This window comes from Pseudomonas sp. FW305-7 (assembly GCF_058786735.1).
The window spans coordinates 35,424-52,623 of sequence record NZ_JBYSZA010000009.1; the positions used below are offsets into that span (position 1 = coordinate 35,424).

At 59.1% G+C, this 17,200-nt stretch carries 9 protein-coding genes; 2 read left to right on the forward strand and 7 right to left on the reverse strand.

All coding sequences use genetic code 11. The features are described from left to right. Positions 1-44 precede the first annotated feature (44 nt). Complete coding sequence (locus AC3WMT_RS13305) at positions 45-7,817, forward strand: leucine-rich repeat domain-containing protein (RefSeq protein ID WP_103304066.1); 7,773 nt, start codon at positions 45-47, stop codon at positions 7,815-7,817. A 25-nt stretch (positions 7,818-7,842) separates the two neighbouring features. On the opposite strand, the gene argR is transcribed toward AC3WMT_RS13305, so the two are convergent. The 7 genes from argR to acs all read right to left on the reverse strand — a co-directional run bounded on the left by argR (position 7,843) and on the right by acs (position 16,083). Then, positions 7,843-8,823, reverse strand: a complete 981-nt coding sequence (gene argR, locus AC3WMT_RS13310; protein ID WP_103304065.1) for a transcriptional regulator ArgR — start codon at positions 8,821-8,823, stop codon at positions 7,843-7,845. A gap of 246 nt (positions 8,824-9,069) precedes the next feature. Then, positions 9,070-9,834, reverse strand: a complete 765-nt coding sequence (locus AC3WMT_RS13315; protein WP_003227281.1) for an ABC transporter ATP-binding protein — start codon at positions 9,832-9,834, stop codon at positions 9,070-9,072. A gap of 27 nt (positions 9,835-9,861) precedes the next feature. Further along, positions 9,862-10,974: a M14 family metallopeptidase gene (locus AC3WMT_RS13320; protein ID WP_103304064.1), complete on the reverse strand. Its 1,113-nt coding sequence runs from the start codon at positions 10,972-10,974 to the stop codon at positions 9,862-9,864. A 1-nt stretch (position 10,975) separates the two neighbouring features. Further along, positions 10,976-11,674 (reverse strand): ABC transporter permease, encoded by a 699-nt coding sequence (locus AC3WMT_RS13325; protein ID WP_103304063.1) that lies wholly within the window; start codon positions 11,672-11,674, stop codon positions 10,976-10,978. Beyond that, entirely contained in the window at positions 11,671-12,360 is a 690-nt protein-coding gene (locus AC3WMT_RS13330; protein WP_103304062.1) for an ABC transporter permease, read from the reverse strand. Before AC3WMT_RS13330 ends, AC3WMT_RS13325 begins: the two co-directional genes overlap by 4 nt. 91 nt (positions 12,361-12,451) lie before the next feature. After that, the gene (locus AC3WMT_RS13335; RefSeq protein WP_103304061.1) at positions 12,452-13,228 is read right to left on the reverse strand and encodes an ABC transporter substrate-binding protein; all 777 of its coding nucleotides are present in this window, start codon (positions 13,226-13,228) and stop codon (positions 12,452-12,454) included. A gap of 899 nt (positions 13,229-14,127) precedes the next feature. Continuing rightward, a complete protein-coding gene (gene acs, locus AC3WMT_RS13340) occupies positions 14,128-16,083 on the reverse strand; it encodes an acetate--CoA ligase (protein WP_103304060.1) in 1,956 nt (651 codons plus the stop codon). A gap of 474 nt (positions 16,084-16,557) precedes the next feature. Here acs and AC3WMT_RS13345 point away from each other — a divergent pair, with 474 nt between their 5' ends. After that, positions 16,558-16,818 (forward strand): DUF2790 domain-containing protein, encoded by a 261-nt coding sequence (locus AC3WMT_RS13345; RefSeq protein ID WP_003227290.1) that lies wholly within the window; start codon positions 16,558-16,560, stop codon positions 16,816-16,818. Positions 16,819-17,200 lie beyond the last annotated feature (382 nt).

The following is a 17,200-nucleotide window of genomic DNA, read 5'->3' on the forward strand; positions in this document are numbered from 1 at the left end:
TGGCTGGTTTGCTGTCAGCTCTTCCAACGCTAAAGGAATGGCACATGCAATTGCCCGAAGGACAGCAACCGGCAGCCCCGATCGATACGAGCGACGCGCAACATCCCGACGAACACTACTTGCACCTGGTCAATACCATTCCCGACTGGCTCGGCACAGCCTCGCCCCGCGTGCGCCTGGCCCTGCGCAGCAGTCAGCCCGCACTCCCGGCCTCGCTGCAGGCTGCGCCAGTCGGGCAACACCAGCAACTGCAGGCGCTTGGCGCCGCACACTGGCGCGCTCAGAGTGAGGTTGATCAACAACTCAAACACCTGCAAGACGTCAACGCCTTCGCCGAACCGCTGCTCAAAGCAGCCCTGAAAACCGCATGCGGTCTGGATCTGGATGTCAGCAAGACCTTTCTGCGCCTCTACGTTCCCGCCACAACGCCATGGTTTGCGATCAAAACCGGCGCAGCTCGCGCCTGGACGGTCTCGTTACTCGACGCGGCACTGCACAACTTCGAAGACGCCGAAACCAAAGATGACGCCTATGAGCGCGAATCCACCTTCATCACCCAACCCTCCGCCAGCGGGCAGTTCGAAACGCTGCCTGCGATCAACAGCAAGCTGAGCATCAGCGCCTTCATCAAGCTGTGCAGAACGCTGGACATCGGCGCTCAATACCAGACTTATCTGAAAAAACATCTCGGCTTCAACGATCCGGCCGCTGCTGCGGCACTGCAACGGAAAGTGACCACGAGCCAGCAAGCGGCACTCAAAGCCGCCCTGCAATGGGCCCGCATGAGCGGCGACCTCAGCGAGAACTGCTTTCGCCTGATCAACGGCTTGCTCGATGGCGTGCAGGGCATGCGGCTCGACGGCCAGACTCTGCTGTGTCACGACGTGTCGATGATGGCGGCACCGCTGACCGGGATTCTGGTCTTCGCTCCGGATGCCTACACGCCCCGGCACATCAGCCGGGTTGTTGCCTACGTCCCGGATGACCCGGAGCACCCGATCAAGGAGTACGCTTCCTCGGCCGCCATGGAAGCCGAACTCACCCGCCAGTTGCGTACGAAAGACTATCAGCGCTTCTTCAGCCGGTTTATCGATCAGGAACGCAGCGGTTTCTTCTTTGCCGATCTGCAGCAACGCCTGGCTCGCATCAAATGGCACAAACCCGAACCTGGCAGCTCGCTACCCGCGTGGCGAGAGGAGCCCATCGCCAAACCCGACTTGCAGCTGGTCAGCGCAGCGATCCCTGCTGAACTGTGGCAGCACCTGTATCAAGCAAAACTGAACAAGATTCTCAACGACGCGAAAGTGATCGCCATCCCCACCGCAACGGTCGACAGCAGAGCCCGTTGGGCACGCTGGGATTCTCTGGTCAATATCGCGACCTCCATCATCGAAACAGCCGCTTTCGTGATTGCGCCATTCGTGCCAGGGCTGGGCGAGTTGATGATGAGCTACATGGCCTATCAACTGCTCAACGAGGCGTTCGAAGGCATCATCGACTGGACGCAGGCGAAAACCAGTGAGGCGTTCGAACACCTGATGGGCACGGTCGAATCCCTGGTTCAACTGGGTGCCTTTGCCGCAGGCGGCATGATCGGCATGGGCGAATATCGCAAGGTCCTGCCCAAGGAAATCGTCACGTTCATCGATCGCTTCAAACCCGTGGAACGGCCCGGCGGCCCTCCCCGTTACTGGGAACCGGACCTGACCCGCTACGAGCACAACGCCCCTCCCGCGCCAGACTCACGGCCAGACGCGCGCGGACTGCATCCGCATCAGGGCAAACACCTGTTGGCGCTGGAAGACACACACTTCGCGGTCAGTGAAGACTCGATTCCCGGTCAGTTCCGCATTGAGCACCCCACGCGCCCCGAGGCTTACAAACCGTTGTTGCGACACAACGGCGAAGGCGCCTGGCACAGCGAACTCGAACAGCCGCTAGCCTGGGACCAACCCACGGCCTTGCGCCGGATCGGCCATTCGGTCGAATCTTTCGAACCGGCTCAGCAAGAACGCATTTTGCACGTCAGCGGCTATAACGAAGACGCCCTGCGCAAAATGCACATTGATCAGGAGTCCGTACCGCCCCTGCTGGCCGACACCATCAAACGCTTCAAGATCGATCAGGATCTACAAGTCTTCATTGAGCAACTGGACAGCGCCGAGCATTACCGCGATGCCGATCCCCTGACGCAACTGCAACTGCTGACAGAACACGGCGCATGGCCGAGCGGCAAACGCCTGTGTTACTTAAACAGCCAGGGCGAGCTGATCTGGCAATCATCCAGTGACGAAGCGCTGCCGGCAATCACCGTTCGCCAGAACAGCGCACAAGACGCTGACTTGCTGAAGAACTTGCTTGAGTCCCTTGATGAGCAAGACGTCAAAGGTCTGCTGGGAGAATCGTTCGGTGGCCCGACGCTTGCGCTCGATGTGCGCACGCAGGCACTTCGCAGACAACTGAGTCAATTCGCGCGGCAACACCGCTGCGCCATGTTCGAATCCCGCTACCAGCAACTGGAGACCACCGCCGATCCGCTGGCCGCACCGATCCGCCACTATGAGCCGCTGCTACCGGCCAGCGTCACCCGCGAATTGCTCGACACCGCCAACACCGCAGAGCTGCTGAGCATCAGCGAAGGGCAACTGCCCGAGCGTCAGCAGCAACTGGTGCAGCAGGCCAGTCAGCAAGTACGCATCAGCCGCGCCTATGAAGGCCTGGAACTGGACTCCGTGAGCAATGCGGATACCGACACCCTCGCGCTGCACAGCCTGCAACGCTTGCCCGGCTGGAGCGGACAAGTGCGCATCGAAATACGTGACGGTTTTTATGAAGGCCCGGTGCTCGACAGCACCGGGCCCGCCCAGGCCCGCGAGCAAAAAGTACTGGTGCGAAAAGCCGATGGCCGCTATCAGCCCTTTGACGATCGCGGCCAGGAACTGAGTGCCGACGGCGACTTCTTTTCCAGCGTCCTCCGCGCCTTGCCGGATGCCGAGCGCCAGGCGCTGGACCTGCACATCGGCGACGCCGGCAGACTGAAACAGGCGATTCGGGCAAATCCGCTGGAGCGCGGCGAACTGCGGGTGGCGATGGCCCAGCCGCCACTGCCGGAACCGCTGATCGATACATTGCGCCTGCTCGGTGTCGAGGGTTATCGCCCCTTGTTCCGAGAGGCGCCGCGCACGCTGGAAGAGAGAGTACGCGAGATCTACCCCAGCGATTCGCTCGCCGAAATACAGGCATTCATTGACGAGCACCAAGGGCTCCCCGGCGGAGTGCGCGGCGAACTCTCGCGCCTTGATCGCGAGTACCGAAAACTCTGTGACGACCTGCGCCTCTGGGCGCTCGACGTGCCGCTCACCGACCCGCAGACCGGTCTGCCGTTGACGCCGACTCAGCGCCGCGCGGCCCTGCAAAGTCGTTCGATGCTCAGATCCCTCATCCAGCGTTGCTGGCGCAAACAGACCCGCGGACCCGCCGGGTACATGCTGCAGATCACCGATCCGATTCTTGGCCATCTGCCCTCACTCGACGCCGACTTCAGCCATGTCACCACGCTGACAATCAATGGCAGTAAAGCCACCCGAGGCCTGGAACCGTTTTTACAACGCTTCCCCAAACTGATGTATCTCGACGTGCAAAGCGCCAACTTGCCACAGCTGCCACCCGCGATCACCGCCATGCCGATTCTGCGGCACCTGATTCTGCGCGATTGCAGCCTGCACCTTGGCGCTGCCGACCAGACTCTCCTGGCGTCACTGCCGGAGCTGACTTTTCTCGATCTGCAGGACAACCCGTTGGGCACATCGCCCGATATCCAGCCGATGACATCGCTGCGTTTCATCAACCTGACCAATACCGGTATAACCGAACCCCCCGCCAATCTGTTACACCACCCGCGCCTGGTCACCGGCAAATTTGCCGGCAACCGCATCACCGAAATACCGGACGCGCTGTTTACCCTCAATAGTCTGCTCAGTGACGGGTTCAATTTCGCCGATAACCCGCTGAGCGCAGCGTCACGTGAGCGCGTGAAAGCCCACTATCAGCGCACCACAAAACACTTTGGCGTGCTGCCTGAAGAAGCCGACGTCACACGCACGGTTGCCCTGTTTCCGACACTGGAGCCTGCCGAGGCTACCGACGTGCTCTATCAACTGCCGGGAACGCTGGATCAAGGGCGCACGCAACTGACCCAATGGGAGGCCGAACTCAGTCAGATGAAAGCTGATCTGGCGCAATGGAGCCGCGACACCCCCAAACGCAATCCCTCGAACGGTCAATTGCTGAACCTCAACGAACAGGCCAGCGAAGTCATGCACCGCGAGCGATTCGCTCAGACGCTGGAACAATTCTGGGGCACGAGAGACGCGCATCGGCCCAGCGTCCGCAGCAGTCATCTGGAAGCACAGGTCCAGTTCGCCGGCGACATGCCAACGCTGGCCGCCGATTTCAGCCACGTCTCCAAACTGAGCCTGACCGGCAATAAAAGCGCTTCATCCGTGACGGCATTTCTGCAGCGTTTTCAAAACCTGGAGGCGTTGCATTTGCGTCATTTCGATCTGGAGCCGGTGTCCACCTCGATCATCCACCTGCCGCGCCTGAACACATTGGAACTGAAAGATTGCGCCGTCGTGCTGACACCGGAAAATCAGGACGCACTCTGCGCCATGCCCCATCTGGAAACACTCGAACTGAGCAACAACCCGCTAGGCACGCTGCCCGACCTCAACCTGCTTCCCCAACTGACTTATCTCGATGTGGCCAACACGGGTCTGTCGACATTGCCCGGCGGTGTCACCGATCACCCGCACTTGCGCACAATGATCTTCAGTGGCAACGCCTTCACAGAGCTGCCCGCAGCCCTGTTCGAGCTACCCTCCAATCGCAGCGACGGCTTCGACTTTGCCGACAACCCGTTAACGCCAGAAACCCGCGAACAGATAAAAACCTACTACCGCAAGCACGGCAACGACTTCGAAGTGCTGGCCGACGCGGCGGACATTGCCCTGGCCCGAAAACTGTTCCCCTCGCTGGATGCGCAAGAGGCCAGTGACATGATCTATGACTTGCCCGGCACCCTGAACGATGGCCATCTCCATCTCGATCGCTGGCAAGCCGAATTCGACACAATGAAAGCCCAACTCGCCACATGGGCGTCTCAGGTTCCCATCCATAATCCCGTCACTGGCGAAGTCCTCACAGCCGTTGAAGTGTTCGACCAGTACGCGATCCGCTTGAACTTCAAACAAAAGCTGGAGGAGTTCTGGGCTCATCGTTCGGCTATTTCCGGGGCACGCGATACGGATTTATCCACGGCTTTGCCGTTCATGGGCGAGATGCCCGTGCTCACAGTGGATTTCAGCCACGTCTCGGATCTGGCCCTCAGGGGCAATCCTGCGCTACAAGGCGTCGAGTCGTTTCTCGATCTGTTTCCAAACGCGCAAACACTCGAGATGCGCGATTTCGAGCTGTCCGAACTGCCCACATCCATTGGCCGCATGACGGAACTCAAAGATCTGAACCTGCACAATTGTCAGATCACCCTGACCGCCGAAGGCCAGAATACGCTGACATCGCTGACCGAGCTTGAACGCCTGGATCTGAGTCAAAACCCGCTGGGCCTGGCGCCCGATCTGGCGACCATGCCGAGACTCAATGACGTACGTCTGTCCAACTGCAGCATCGCCGACCTGCCCAACGGTCTGGCTGATCATCCCAATCTCAGAACCGCCCTGCTCGACAGCAACCGCATCACTGAATTGCCTGCAGCATTTTTTCAGATTGACCTCGATCTGGCCGACGGCGTCGATCTGTATGGCAACCCGCTGTCGACAGCCAGTCGTGAGCGGATCAAGGCGTTTTACCTTGAACACGCCTGCGATCTTGGTGTTTCGGCCGATCCCGCCGACCTCGCCCGGGCACGCGCACTTTTTCCGGCACTGCAAGATGGCGACGCCAGCCACATGCTCTACTCCCTGCCGGGCACACTGGATGCCGGTCGTGCCCAACTGCTGCGATGGGAAGGTGAAATCGCCCGGATGAACCGCGAGCTCGATGCCTGGACGCGAGCTATTACCGAGCATGACCCACAAACCGGCCAGGCGATCAGCGCAGACGACATGGCCAGCGAACGCAGCGCCAGAAACGAGTTCAGCAGCAAACTGCAGCAGTTCTGGCGTCAGCGGCGAGCTGACAATCTGGAGTTGCGCTCCAATACGTTTATCGCAGATCTGACGTTCAACGGTGATCTGCCAGCGCTGTCGGCCGACTTCAGCCATGTCACGCAATTGTCGCTGCTGGGCAAATCGACGCAGAACGTCCCCGACGCCTTCTTGAACTGCTTCCCGGGTTTGACTGGCCTGGAAATGCGTGACTTTGCCTTGGGCCGCTTGCCGCAGGCGCTGACCCGCATGCCCCAGCTCCAGACTCTGGTGCTGAGCAAATGCGGCGTGGTCTTCGACGCTCAGGCGCAAGTCGCACTGGCGGGTTTGCCACGCCTGGTGGGGCTTGACCTGTACCACAATCCACTTGCCGTGGCGCCCGACCTCTCCCCACTCAAGGCGCTGAGTTACCTCGACCTTGCCGGAACCGGGATCGATAGTGTCCCAACCGGCCTGACGCAGCTTGCTGACCTCCAGACCGCGTTATTGAACGACAACCGGATAACCGAGCTGCCTGACACGCTCTTCAACCTTCCCGACTCCATCAGCAAAGGCATTGATCTTGACAATAACCCGCTGTCGCCAGCGACCCGCGAGCAGATCAAGGCCTATTACCAACGTACCGGCAGCGATCTTTGCGTACTGGCCGAACAACCAGATATTGAGCTCGCACAAGCGCTGTACCCGCATCTGTCCGAAACCCAGGCCAGCGATCTGGTCTACGGTCTGCCCAGCACATTGGCCGACGGACGCCTTGCGCTGGCGCGTCGAAAAACCGAACTGAACAGCCTCATCAGCGAGCTTGAAAGCTGGATGAATGCCCCCGTGTCTGATCCCGTCACACAGCTCCCCCTGGAGACAGAGCCACTGCTGCAGGAGCAGTACAAAAGAATGCAGGTGAAGAGCCGCCTGGAAGACGCCTGGCGGCGCAAGTCATCAGCAACAGAGTCGGAATTCGTCTTGAATCTGGAGATGTCGTTCATCGGTGACCTGCCAGCCTTGCAAGCAGACTTCGGGCATATCCTCGAGCTGGATCTGACCAGCACCGCAGCGATTGCACCAAAAGCCGATGGCTGGCTCGGCCACTTCCCCAATCTGCAGAGCCTGAAAATGCGCGGCTTTGAACTGGGCAGTATTCCCGCCGAGGTTTTTGGCCTGAAGCAACTCACGCTGCTGAATCTGCCCGAATGCAACATCAGCCTGACGGAAGAAGCCGCGACCGCACTCGGCGCCCTTGAAGAGCTGGGCAATTTGAACTTGCGCAACAATCCGTTGGGACGGGCGCCGGACATCAGTCGCATGCAGCAACTGACTCACCTTGATCTGAGCAATACCGGACTCACCGAGACATGGCCGGCGCTGTTCGAAAGGATCACGCTCACTCACGCCGATCTATCCAACAACGCGATCATTGAGTTGCCGATCGAGTTTTTGCGCGGTGACCACCGACTGACTGCCGACTTCGACTTCAGCGGCAACCCGTTATCGGAGGTGGCGCGCAAACGACTTGCAGACTACGCACAAGTACGTGGAGCCAGGCTGGATGCACCGCGACTCTGGCGCCAGCAAATCGCCGAGACGGAGGACGAGTTCGAGGCCTTATGGCCTACAACGGGTTGGCGTTCGTTAAGGGTTCCGCGGCCTGGGGATTAATGGCCGTCCCCCCACCCGACGCGGCTCAGCCGCGCTCGGGTGGCACCGACGACAATTCGAACGGGCTGCTGCTGCGCCGCTGGTTGCGATCTTCCCGCGGCGTGGCACCGAAGAAATTGCGGTAGGCGCTGGAGAAATGCGGCCCCGAGGAGAAGCCACACGACAAGCCGATCTGGATGATCGACTTGCTGGTTTGCATCAACATCTGCCGGGCCTTGTTCAGGCGCAGCTCCAGGTAGTACTGGCTCGGCACACGATTGAGGTATTGCTTGAAGATCCGCTCCAACTGCCGGCGGGACACGCACACGTGCTGGGCGATTTCGTCGGTGGTCAGCGGCTCTTCGATGTTGGCTTCCATCAGCAACACGGCTTGCGTCAGTTTCGGGTGACTGGAGCCGAGGCGGTTCTGCAATGGAATGCGCTGACGCTCGCCGCCTTCACGGATGCGTTCGACCACCAGTTCCTCCGAGACGGCACCGGCCAATTCTGCGCCGTGGTCACGGGCCAGCACCGCCAGCAACAGATCAAGCACCGACATGCCGCCGCACGCGGTCAGGCGATCACGGTCCCAATCGAACAGATGACTGGTGGCGATGACTTTCGGAAAGCGTTCAGCGAAATCGTCCTGCCAGCGCCAGTGCACGGCAGCGCGATAACCGTCGAGCAAACCCAGTTGCGCCAATGGATACACGCCGGCAGACAGACCACCGATCACGCAACCGGCGCGCACCAGTTGCTTGAGCGCGCTGCTCAGTGGCGAGGCAAGTGCAGTCGGCGGCTCATCGGCCAGCAGGAACAGTTTCTGGAAGTTTTCGAGCTTGCCGGCCCACGGTTCGCCGGGCAATTGCCAGGCGCCTTCGACCGGCGGCTCGGCCTGCAGAAAAGACAATTCGTAAACCACGTCCGGGTGCACCCGCTGCGCAACACGCAAGGCCTCCTCTGCCAGCGCCAAAGTCAGAGCTTTAGTGCTGGGCCAAATCAGGAAACCAATTCGATGGGCAGTCATGGGCGGGCGATCCGAAACGAAAAACAATGATGAAGGCATGGGCCAATGCTAGCCCGGAAATGAACACAAATCTCAAAGCCGACGCAGACCCATTGTGGGAGCTGGCTTGCCAGCGATGGCGGTGTATCTGTACCAGAAATGTCATCTGGCCCACCGCTATCGCTGGCAAGCCAGCTCCCACAGGGATTGTAGCCAGCCTTCAGGCTGCGAAGCATGCACTATTCCGGTGCATATCGGCAGTTCTGTTTACTTGAGGCTGCCCGACAGGAACTGCTGCAGACGCTCCGATTGCGGATTGACCAGCACTTCGCGCGGGTTGCCGCTTTCTTCAACAACGCCTTTATGCAGGAACACCAACTGGTTCGACACTTCGCGGGCAAAGCCCATTTCGTGGGTTACCACAACCATGGTCCGGCCTTCCTGAGCCAGCGCCTGCATGACCTTCAGCACGTCGCCAACCAGTTCCGGGTCGAGCGCCGAAGTCGGTTCGTCGAACAGCATCACCTCAGGTTCCATCGCCAGCGCACGGGCAATCGCCACACGCTGCTGCTCGCCACCGGACATGTGCCCCGGGAATGCGTCTTTGCGATGAGCCACGCCAACCTTGTTCAGGTAGTGCTCGGCTTTCTCGCGGGCTTCAGCCTTGGACACGCCCAGTACATGCACCGGCGCTTCCATGATGTTTTCCAGCGCGGTCATGTGCGACCACAGGTTGAAATGCTGGAACACCATCGACAGGCGCGAACGCATGCGTTGCAGCTGTTTCGGATCAGCGGCTTTCAGCGCGCCGTCCTTGTTCGCGACGAGTTTGAGCTCTTCGTTGTTGAGCAGGATCTTGCCCGCGTGCGGCTGCTCAAGCAGGTTGATGCAGCGCAGGAAAGTACTTTTGCCGGAGCCACTGGAGCCGATGATGCTGATCACATCGCCGGCTGCCGCTTTCAGGGAAACACCCTTGAGCACTTCGTGACTGCCATAGCGTTTATGCAGGTCTTGGACTTCAAGTTTGTACATGCGGTCGGTTCTCACAAAAACAGTCAGTCAGTCGTTGAGCAAGCGCCCGTGACGCAGCGCTTCGCGCCCCGCCACCTTGGCCAGCCAGAAACCGGGTTGGGCATAGCGCAGCCGTTCAATGGCAAACAGCACCCCGGACGTACCAGCACATACCGTGCTGACCCGATCGGACACAGGGTCGATCACTTCAAAAATCTCGTCACCGGCCTCGACCCATTCGCCGGGTTTACGCAGAAAACTCACCACCCCCGGGTGCGGCGCGAACAGCAATTCGGTGCCTTCGAACGGCATGCCTTCGCACGGTTCGTGAGCCGCATTCGGCCACTCGCCGGTGATCAGGCCTTGCTCGGCAAGGAACGCGAGAATGCCTTCAGCATACGCCTCGGCATCAGCGCGGCCAGTGTCGGCCTGACCACCCAGCTCAATGGTCGTCGCCAGGCACGCCAGCGGAATCTGTGCGTCCGGGAACTGCCGCGACAGACGCAGCCACGGCAGCGAGCAAGCCTCGTCGAAGGAGCTGCCGCCGGAATCTTCCGCCAGCAGACCGACCTTCACATTCAGGTGCGCAGATAACGAACGCCACTGCGGCCAGTGCTGCGGCAGCGCATACATGTGCAGCGCGGCTTCGGCATCGCAGTGCAAGTCGAGCACCACGTCGGCGGTGCAGGCGTGGCTCAGCAGCACACGCTGCATGCCTTGCAACTGGCTGCTCGCCTCGGGCAATGCCGCGAGGTGATCGGCCATCGCCTGACGGATCAGGCGAATGTTGGCGTGTGGATCATCACCGAGACTGTCGGCCAAAGCCGCCGCTACCGGCGCGCTCAGCTCAACGAAATCACGGTTGAAATTCTTGCCGCTGCCCGCCTCGAAACGGCCCTGGAAATTGCCTTGCAGCAACTGCCCAAGCCCCAACGGATTGGCCACCGGCACCAGCTCGATCACACCGTTGAGCAAGCCTTTGGCTTCGAGTTCGCCAAGGCGCTTTTTCAGCTCCCAAGCGGTGCGCATGCCCGGCAATTCGTCAGCGTGCAGGCTGGCCTGAATGTAGGCCTTGCGCTCGCCACTGCCGAAGCGGAACACCGAAATCTTGCGCTCGCTGCCCAGGTGGCTCCACGGTAAAACGTGGTCGATGCGTTCCATATCAGTGCTTCCGCGGCGCGAGGTAGCTCAACCAGCGACGCTCGGCCAGCTTGAACAGCTTCACCAGAATGAAGGTCAGGCACAGGTAGAACACGCCAGCGGTGATGTACGCCTCGAACGGCAGATAGAACTGCGCGTTGACGGTACGTGCCGCGCCAGTGATGTCGATCAGGGTCACGATGGACGCCAGACTGGTGGTCTGCAGCATCATGATCACTTCGTTGCTGTACTGCGGCAGCGCCCGACGCAGGGCCGATGGCAGCAGGATGCGCTTGTACAGTTTGAAGCGCGACATGCCCATGGCCTTGGCCGCTTCGATCTCACCGTTCGGCGTAGCCTTGAGGCTGCCGGCGATGATTTCAGCGGTATAGGCGCTGGTGTTGATCGCGAAGGCCAGGCACGCGCAGAACGTTGCGCTGGACAGCCACGGCCAGAGGAAGCTTTCGCGTACCGCTTCGAACTGCGCCAGACCGTAGTAGATCAGGAACAGTTGCACCAGCATCGGCGTGCCGCGAATCACGTAGGTGTACAGCCACGCGGCGCCATTGACGATCGGGTTCTTCGAGACGCGCATCAGGCCCAGAGGCAGCGCCCCCAGCAAACCGAAAAACAGCGACAGCGCGAGCAATTTGAGGGTGGTCACCAGGCCGCCGAGGTACAGCGGCAGAGCCTCCCAAATGACGTTGTAGTCGAAGATCATAGATCAGCCGCCCTTACGCCTACCGAGTAGCGCTTCTCAAGTTGACGCAGGATCAGCAACGACACGCTGGTGATCACCAGGTACATCGCCGCCACTGCGAGGAAGAAGGTAAAAGGCTCGCGAGTGGCATCTGCCGCCTGCTTGGCCTTGAACATCATGTCTTGCAGACCGACCACGGAAATCAGCGCGGTGGCCTTGGTCAGTACCAGCCAGTTGTTGGTGAAGCCGGGAATCGCCAGGCGAATCATCTGCGGCACCATCACCCGGAAGAACACCTGAAAACTGCTCATGCCGTACGCCATGCCGGCTTCGGCCTGGCCTTTGGGGATCGCCATGAACGCGCCACGGAAGGTTTCCGACAGGTACGCACCGAAGATGAAACCGAGGGTGCCGATACCGGCGGCCAGCGGGTTCAGGTCGATGTAATCGTCATAGCCGAGCAGCGGCGCCACACGGTTGAGCAAGTCCTGACCGCCGTAGAAGATCAGCAGGATCAGCACCAGATCGGGAATCCCGCGGATCACCGTGGAATACAGATCGCCCAGCCAGGCCAGCCAGCGCACTGGCGACAGGCGCAGTGCAACACCGATCAGCCCGAGAACGATGGCCAGAGCCATGGACGACAAGGCGAGCTGAAGCGTCAGCCATGCGCCATCGAGGATGACAGCCCCGTAGCCTTTCAACATGATTCAGGTCCTCGAAAGTTGGGATGAAAAAATGGCGCAAACCGCAGAGATCCTGTTGCTTGCGCCATTTCGGACTTGTCGCAGAGACGTGTTACTTGCCGTAGATATCGAAGGCGAAGTACTTGTCCTGGATTGCTTTGTATTTGCCGTTTTCGCGAATGGCCGCGATGGCTGCGTTGATCTTGTCTTTCAGAGCGTCGCCCTTGCGCACCGCGATGCCTACGCCGTCGCCGAAGTATTTGACGTCGGTGAACTGCGGGCCAACGAAGGCAAAGCCTTTGCCGGAATCAGTGTTCAGGAAACCATCTTGCAGCAGGGTGGCGTCAGCCACGGTACCGTCGAGGCGACCGGCGGCCACGTCGAGGTAGATTTCGTTCTGCGAACCGTATGGCTTGATCTCGGCACCCAGCGGGGCCAGGACTTCGCGGGCGAAACGTTCGTGGATCGAACCACGTTGTACGCCGATGTTCTTGCCCTTCAGCTCGCTCAGGTTTTCGCTGACCTGAGTACCGGCCTTCATGACCAGACGTGCCGGAGTGTTGTAGTACTTGTTGGTGAAGTCCACAGACTTCTTGCGATCTTCAGTGATCGACATGGACGACAGGATCGCGTCGATCTTGCGCACCTTCAGTGCCGGGATCAGACCGTCGAACTCTTGCTCGACCCACACACACTTGACCTGCATCTGCTCGCACAGAGCGTTGCCGATGTCGTAGTCGAAACCGACGATGCTGCCATCCGGCGCTTTCGAGGCGAACGGAGGGTAAGCCGCTTCGATACCGATCTTCAGAGGTTTTTCATCAGCGAAGGAATTCAGCGACAGCACGGAGGACAGTGCCAGGGCGCCAAGCAGCACAAGTTTCTTCATCTTGGGACTCCATCGGTAAAGGGCAAAAACGGCAGAGTGAGCGACAGCCCAATATGCGAATGGGTGAATCGGGAAATCGGTTGCTGCATCGATGGGAAATTTCTCATTGAAACCGTCGGAGGTTTCAACGTCAGCCACGATGAGCGAGTGATCGGCATTCTAACGACAGGCCCGAAGCCGATATTTCTTCAATGCGACAACTAATTACAGATGCACAGAGAAAGCGACTTGGGCGCATTGACAGCCCTGCAAATTCATGCAAGAGCGAACGATTGTGAACCGATCTATGCTGCAAATTGCGGGCCTATTATTCGCAAACCCTTCTAATCCGGCAAGCGCAGCGTTGTGTCTTATTTTTCACCGGAGGTTTTAAGGCTCTAAAACGGGGCGATGCGTTTCCCTTTGCCCCGGTTTGATGCGGGCGGTTACACATTCGGTTACGTGGATGGCGGCGGGTAACAGCGGGAAAGGTCTTACGGGGGAGATCGATAATTATTGGTTGGGTGAGTCCGCGTTCCGACAGCTGACTACACCGGCGCCTGACAAACTGCTATCGCTGGCAAGCCAGCTCCCACAGGGATTTGTGCTGGCACCGAAATATCCGACACACCACAAAACCTGTGGGAGCTAGCCTGCTGGCGATGAGGCCAACCCAGCCAACCCGCATTTGTGCCGAAACTGAAATTTCCGAAACACCACAACCCCTGTGGGAGCTGGCTTGCCAGCGATGGGGCCAGACCAGCCAACCCACATTTGCGCCGAAACTGAAATCTCCGAAACACCACCCCCCCTGTGGGAGCTGGCTTGCCAGCGATGGGGCCAGACCAGCCACCACAAAAACAGCAGACACAAAAAAGCCCCGCCCGGCATCACCGGACAGGGCTCCATGCTTCTAACGCTTAAGCAACATTCATCGTCTTGTGCGTATCAATCAAATGCTGCACCACACCCGGATCCGCCAGGGTCGAGATATCCCCCAACCCATCGTATTCCGCCGTAGCAATCTTGCGCAGAATCCGCCGCATGATCTTGCCCGAACGGGTCTTCGGCAGCCCCGGTGCCCACTGGATCACGTCCGGCGAAGCAATCGGCCCGATCTCTTTGCGCACCCAGTTTTTCAACTCCAGCCGCAGCTGTTCGCTCGGCTCCTCGCCATTCTTCAACGTGACATAGACATAAATGCCCTGCCCCTTGATGTCATGCGGCACCCCAACCACCGCCGCTTCGGCAACCTTCGGATGCGCAACCATCGCGCTCTCGATCTCCGCCGTGCCCATGCGGTGACCCGACACATTGAGCACGTCATCGACACGCCCGGTGATCCAGTAGTAACCATCGGCATCACGACGCGCGCCGTCACCGGTGAAGTACATGCCACGGAAGGTCTTGAAGTAGGTATCAACGAAACGATCGTGATCGCCATACAGCGTACGCGCCTGACCTGGCCACGAATCGAGAATCACCAGATTGCCTTCAGCCTCGCCTTCAATAATGTTACCGAGGTTGTCGACCAGCGCCGGCACCACACCAAAGAACGGCCGTGCCGCCGAACCCGGCTTCAGCGCATGCGCACCCGGCAGCGGGCTCATCATGTTGCCGCCGGTTTCGGTCTGCCACCAGGTATCGACGATCGGGCAACGCGACTTGCCGACATTCTTGTAGTACCAATCCCACGCTTCCGGGTTGATCGGCTCACCCACCGAACCGAGCAGACGCAGGCTGCTGCCATCCGCGCCTTCAACCGCAGCCTGACCCGAGGCCATCATCGCGCGGATCGCGGTCGGTGCGGTGTAGAGGATGTTGACCTTGTGCTTGTCGACGATCTTCGCCACCCGGGTAATGTCCGGATAGTTCGGCACGCCTTCAAACAGCAGCGTGGTCGCGCCATTGGCCAGCGGGCCGTAGACAATGTAACTGTGGCCGGTGACCCAGCCGACGTCGGCGGTGCACCAGTAAACTTCGCCCGGACGGTAGTCGAACACGCGCTCGTGGGTCATCGCTGCATACAGCAGATAACCGCCAGTGGTGTGCTGCACACCCTTCGGCTTGCCGGTGGAGCCGGAGGTATAAAGGATGAACAACGCTTCTTCCGCGCCCATCTCTTTCGGCGCGCAGACGGTGCCCGCCACTTTCATCAGGTCTTCGTACCAGATGTCGCGATGCTGGTTCCACTTGATGTCGCCGCCGGTACGCTTGCAGACGATGACTTTCTGAATGCTGCTGGTTTCCGGATTGGTCAGTGCGTCGTCGACGTTGGCCTTGAGGGAAATCTTCTTGCCGGCGCGGATACCTTCGTCAGCAGTGATCACCACTTTCGAGCGGCAGTCGATGATGCGACCGGCCAGGGCTTCCGGCGAGAAACCGCCGAACACCACCGAGTGAATCGCGCCGATCCGGGTGCAGGCCAACATGGCGACCACGGCTTCGGGAATCATCGGCATATAAATGGTCACCACGTCGCCGCGGTGAACGTCCTGACCACGCAGGGCGTTGGCCAGTTTGCACACTTGTTCGTGCAGTTCGCGGTAGGTGATGTTGCGGCTTTCGGAAGGATCGTCGCCTTCCCAGATGATCGCGACTTGGTCGCCGCGCTCGGCCAGATGACGGTCGAGGCAGTTGTAGGAAACGTTCAGGGTGCCGTCGGCAAACCACTTGATGTCGACATGGTGATCGTCAAACGACGTCTGTTTCACCGTGGTGAAAGGCTTGATCCAGTCGAGACGCTTGGCTTGCTCGCGCCAGAAACCGTCAGGGTTGACGACCGACTGTTGGTACATGGCTTTGTAGGTCGCCTCGTCAGTCAGCGTGTTAGCCAGAACCTCGGGACGAACGGGATACAGAGAAGCCGCACTCATCTTTCCTACCTCGGTGTAATAGTTGTTTTTGTATGACCCTGTTGTAACGGGGCCGGGCCCATAGAACCATTCGACGATGGTAGTAACAAGCCCCTACAAAACATCCAGATACCCGTTTTGCAAGCCAGACTCCAACCTCCAAAACACCCCCGAACCCTGTGGGAGCTGGCTTGCCAGCGATTCAGACAACTCGGTTCCCCAGACAAATCGCATCGCCAGCAAACCGATTCCCACACCCTATCGACCGATTGTTACCAAATCTGCCAAAGGTGTTTATCAAAACCCGCTCTGTTTACCCCCACCCCATCTCCCTAAAATTCACCTCGCCGACAAGGCAAACGCGATTAACAACGTTACAGCCCCCACGAAGGCCGTTAATCCAGCTCTCAAGTAATAACTGCAAACGATGAAGTTCCACACGCAACCCTAAAAAGGTTGCGTGACCCCACTCGACCTCAAAAAGGTAAATCTGAAATGAAAGCTTTATTGGTTCTGGCCCTCAGCAGTCTGTGCGCAACCGCCATGGCAGACGAGGTCCCGACTGATGTCGCACAGCAACAACCAGCTATCGAGGAATACACTTACTCGACCCACCTGGACATCGCCAACGTTGTATCCATGAGCGAAGTGCCAAATGTCTGCGAAGTTGTTCCGATGAAAATGGAATACGACGACTCCAAGGGTCAGCGGCACATCCTGCGTTACAGCGTCATGGGCAACGGCTGCACCAATTGATGAGTTGAGACTGCACCGAATTGGATCTCTCAGCGCAACATTGAGGGTCGATTCCAGCCCGACTTCGGTCGGGCTCAGTTGTGTCTGGAGTCGTCAAAAGTGCTTGCAAAACACTAGATGTAGTGAAAAACCCAATTTTTTGTTCGTTTTTTGAGCAAATCCACATTTACCAAATTTCTGCGAAAAAAAATCTATCCCCGGCAAAGCCCTGTAAACCCACGCTCTCATCGAAAAACCAGCCTCCTCGACCGCTCCATGCGCGGATTCGCCTCAGCACAGCCGTGTTTTTTTCCCTATAATGCCCCCCTAATCGGGTCAGCAATATTCCCTTACAGGGATCAAAAGCCATTCTGAAGCCCCGCAGTCGCGTTCAACGTGATCT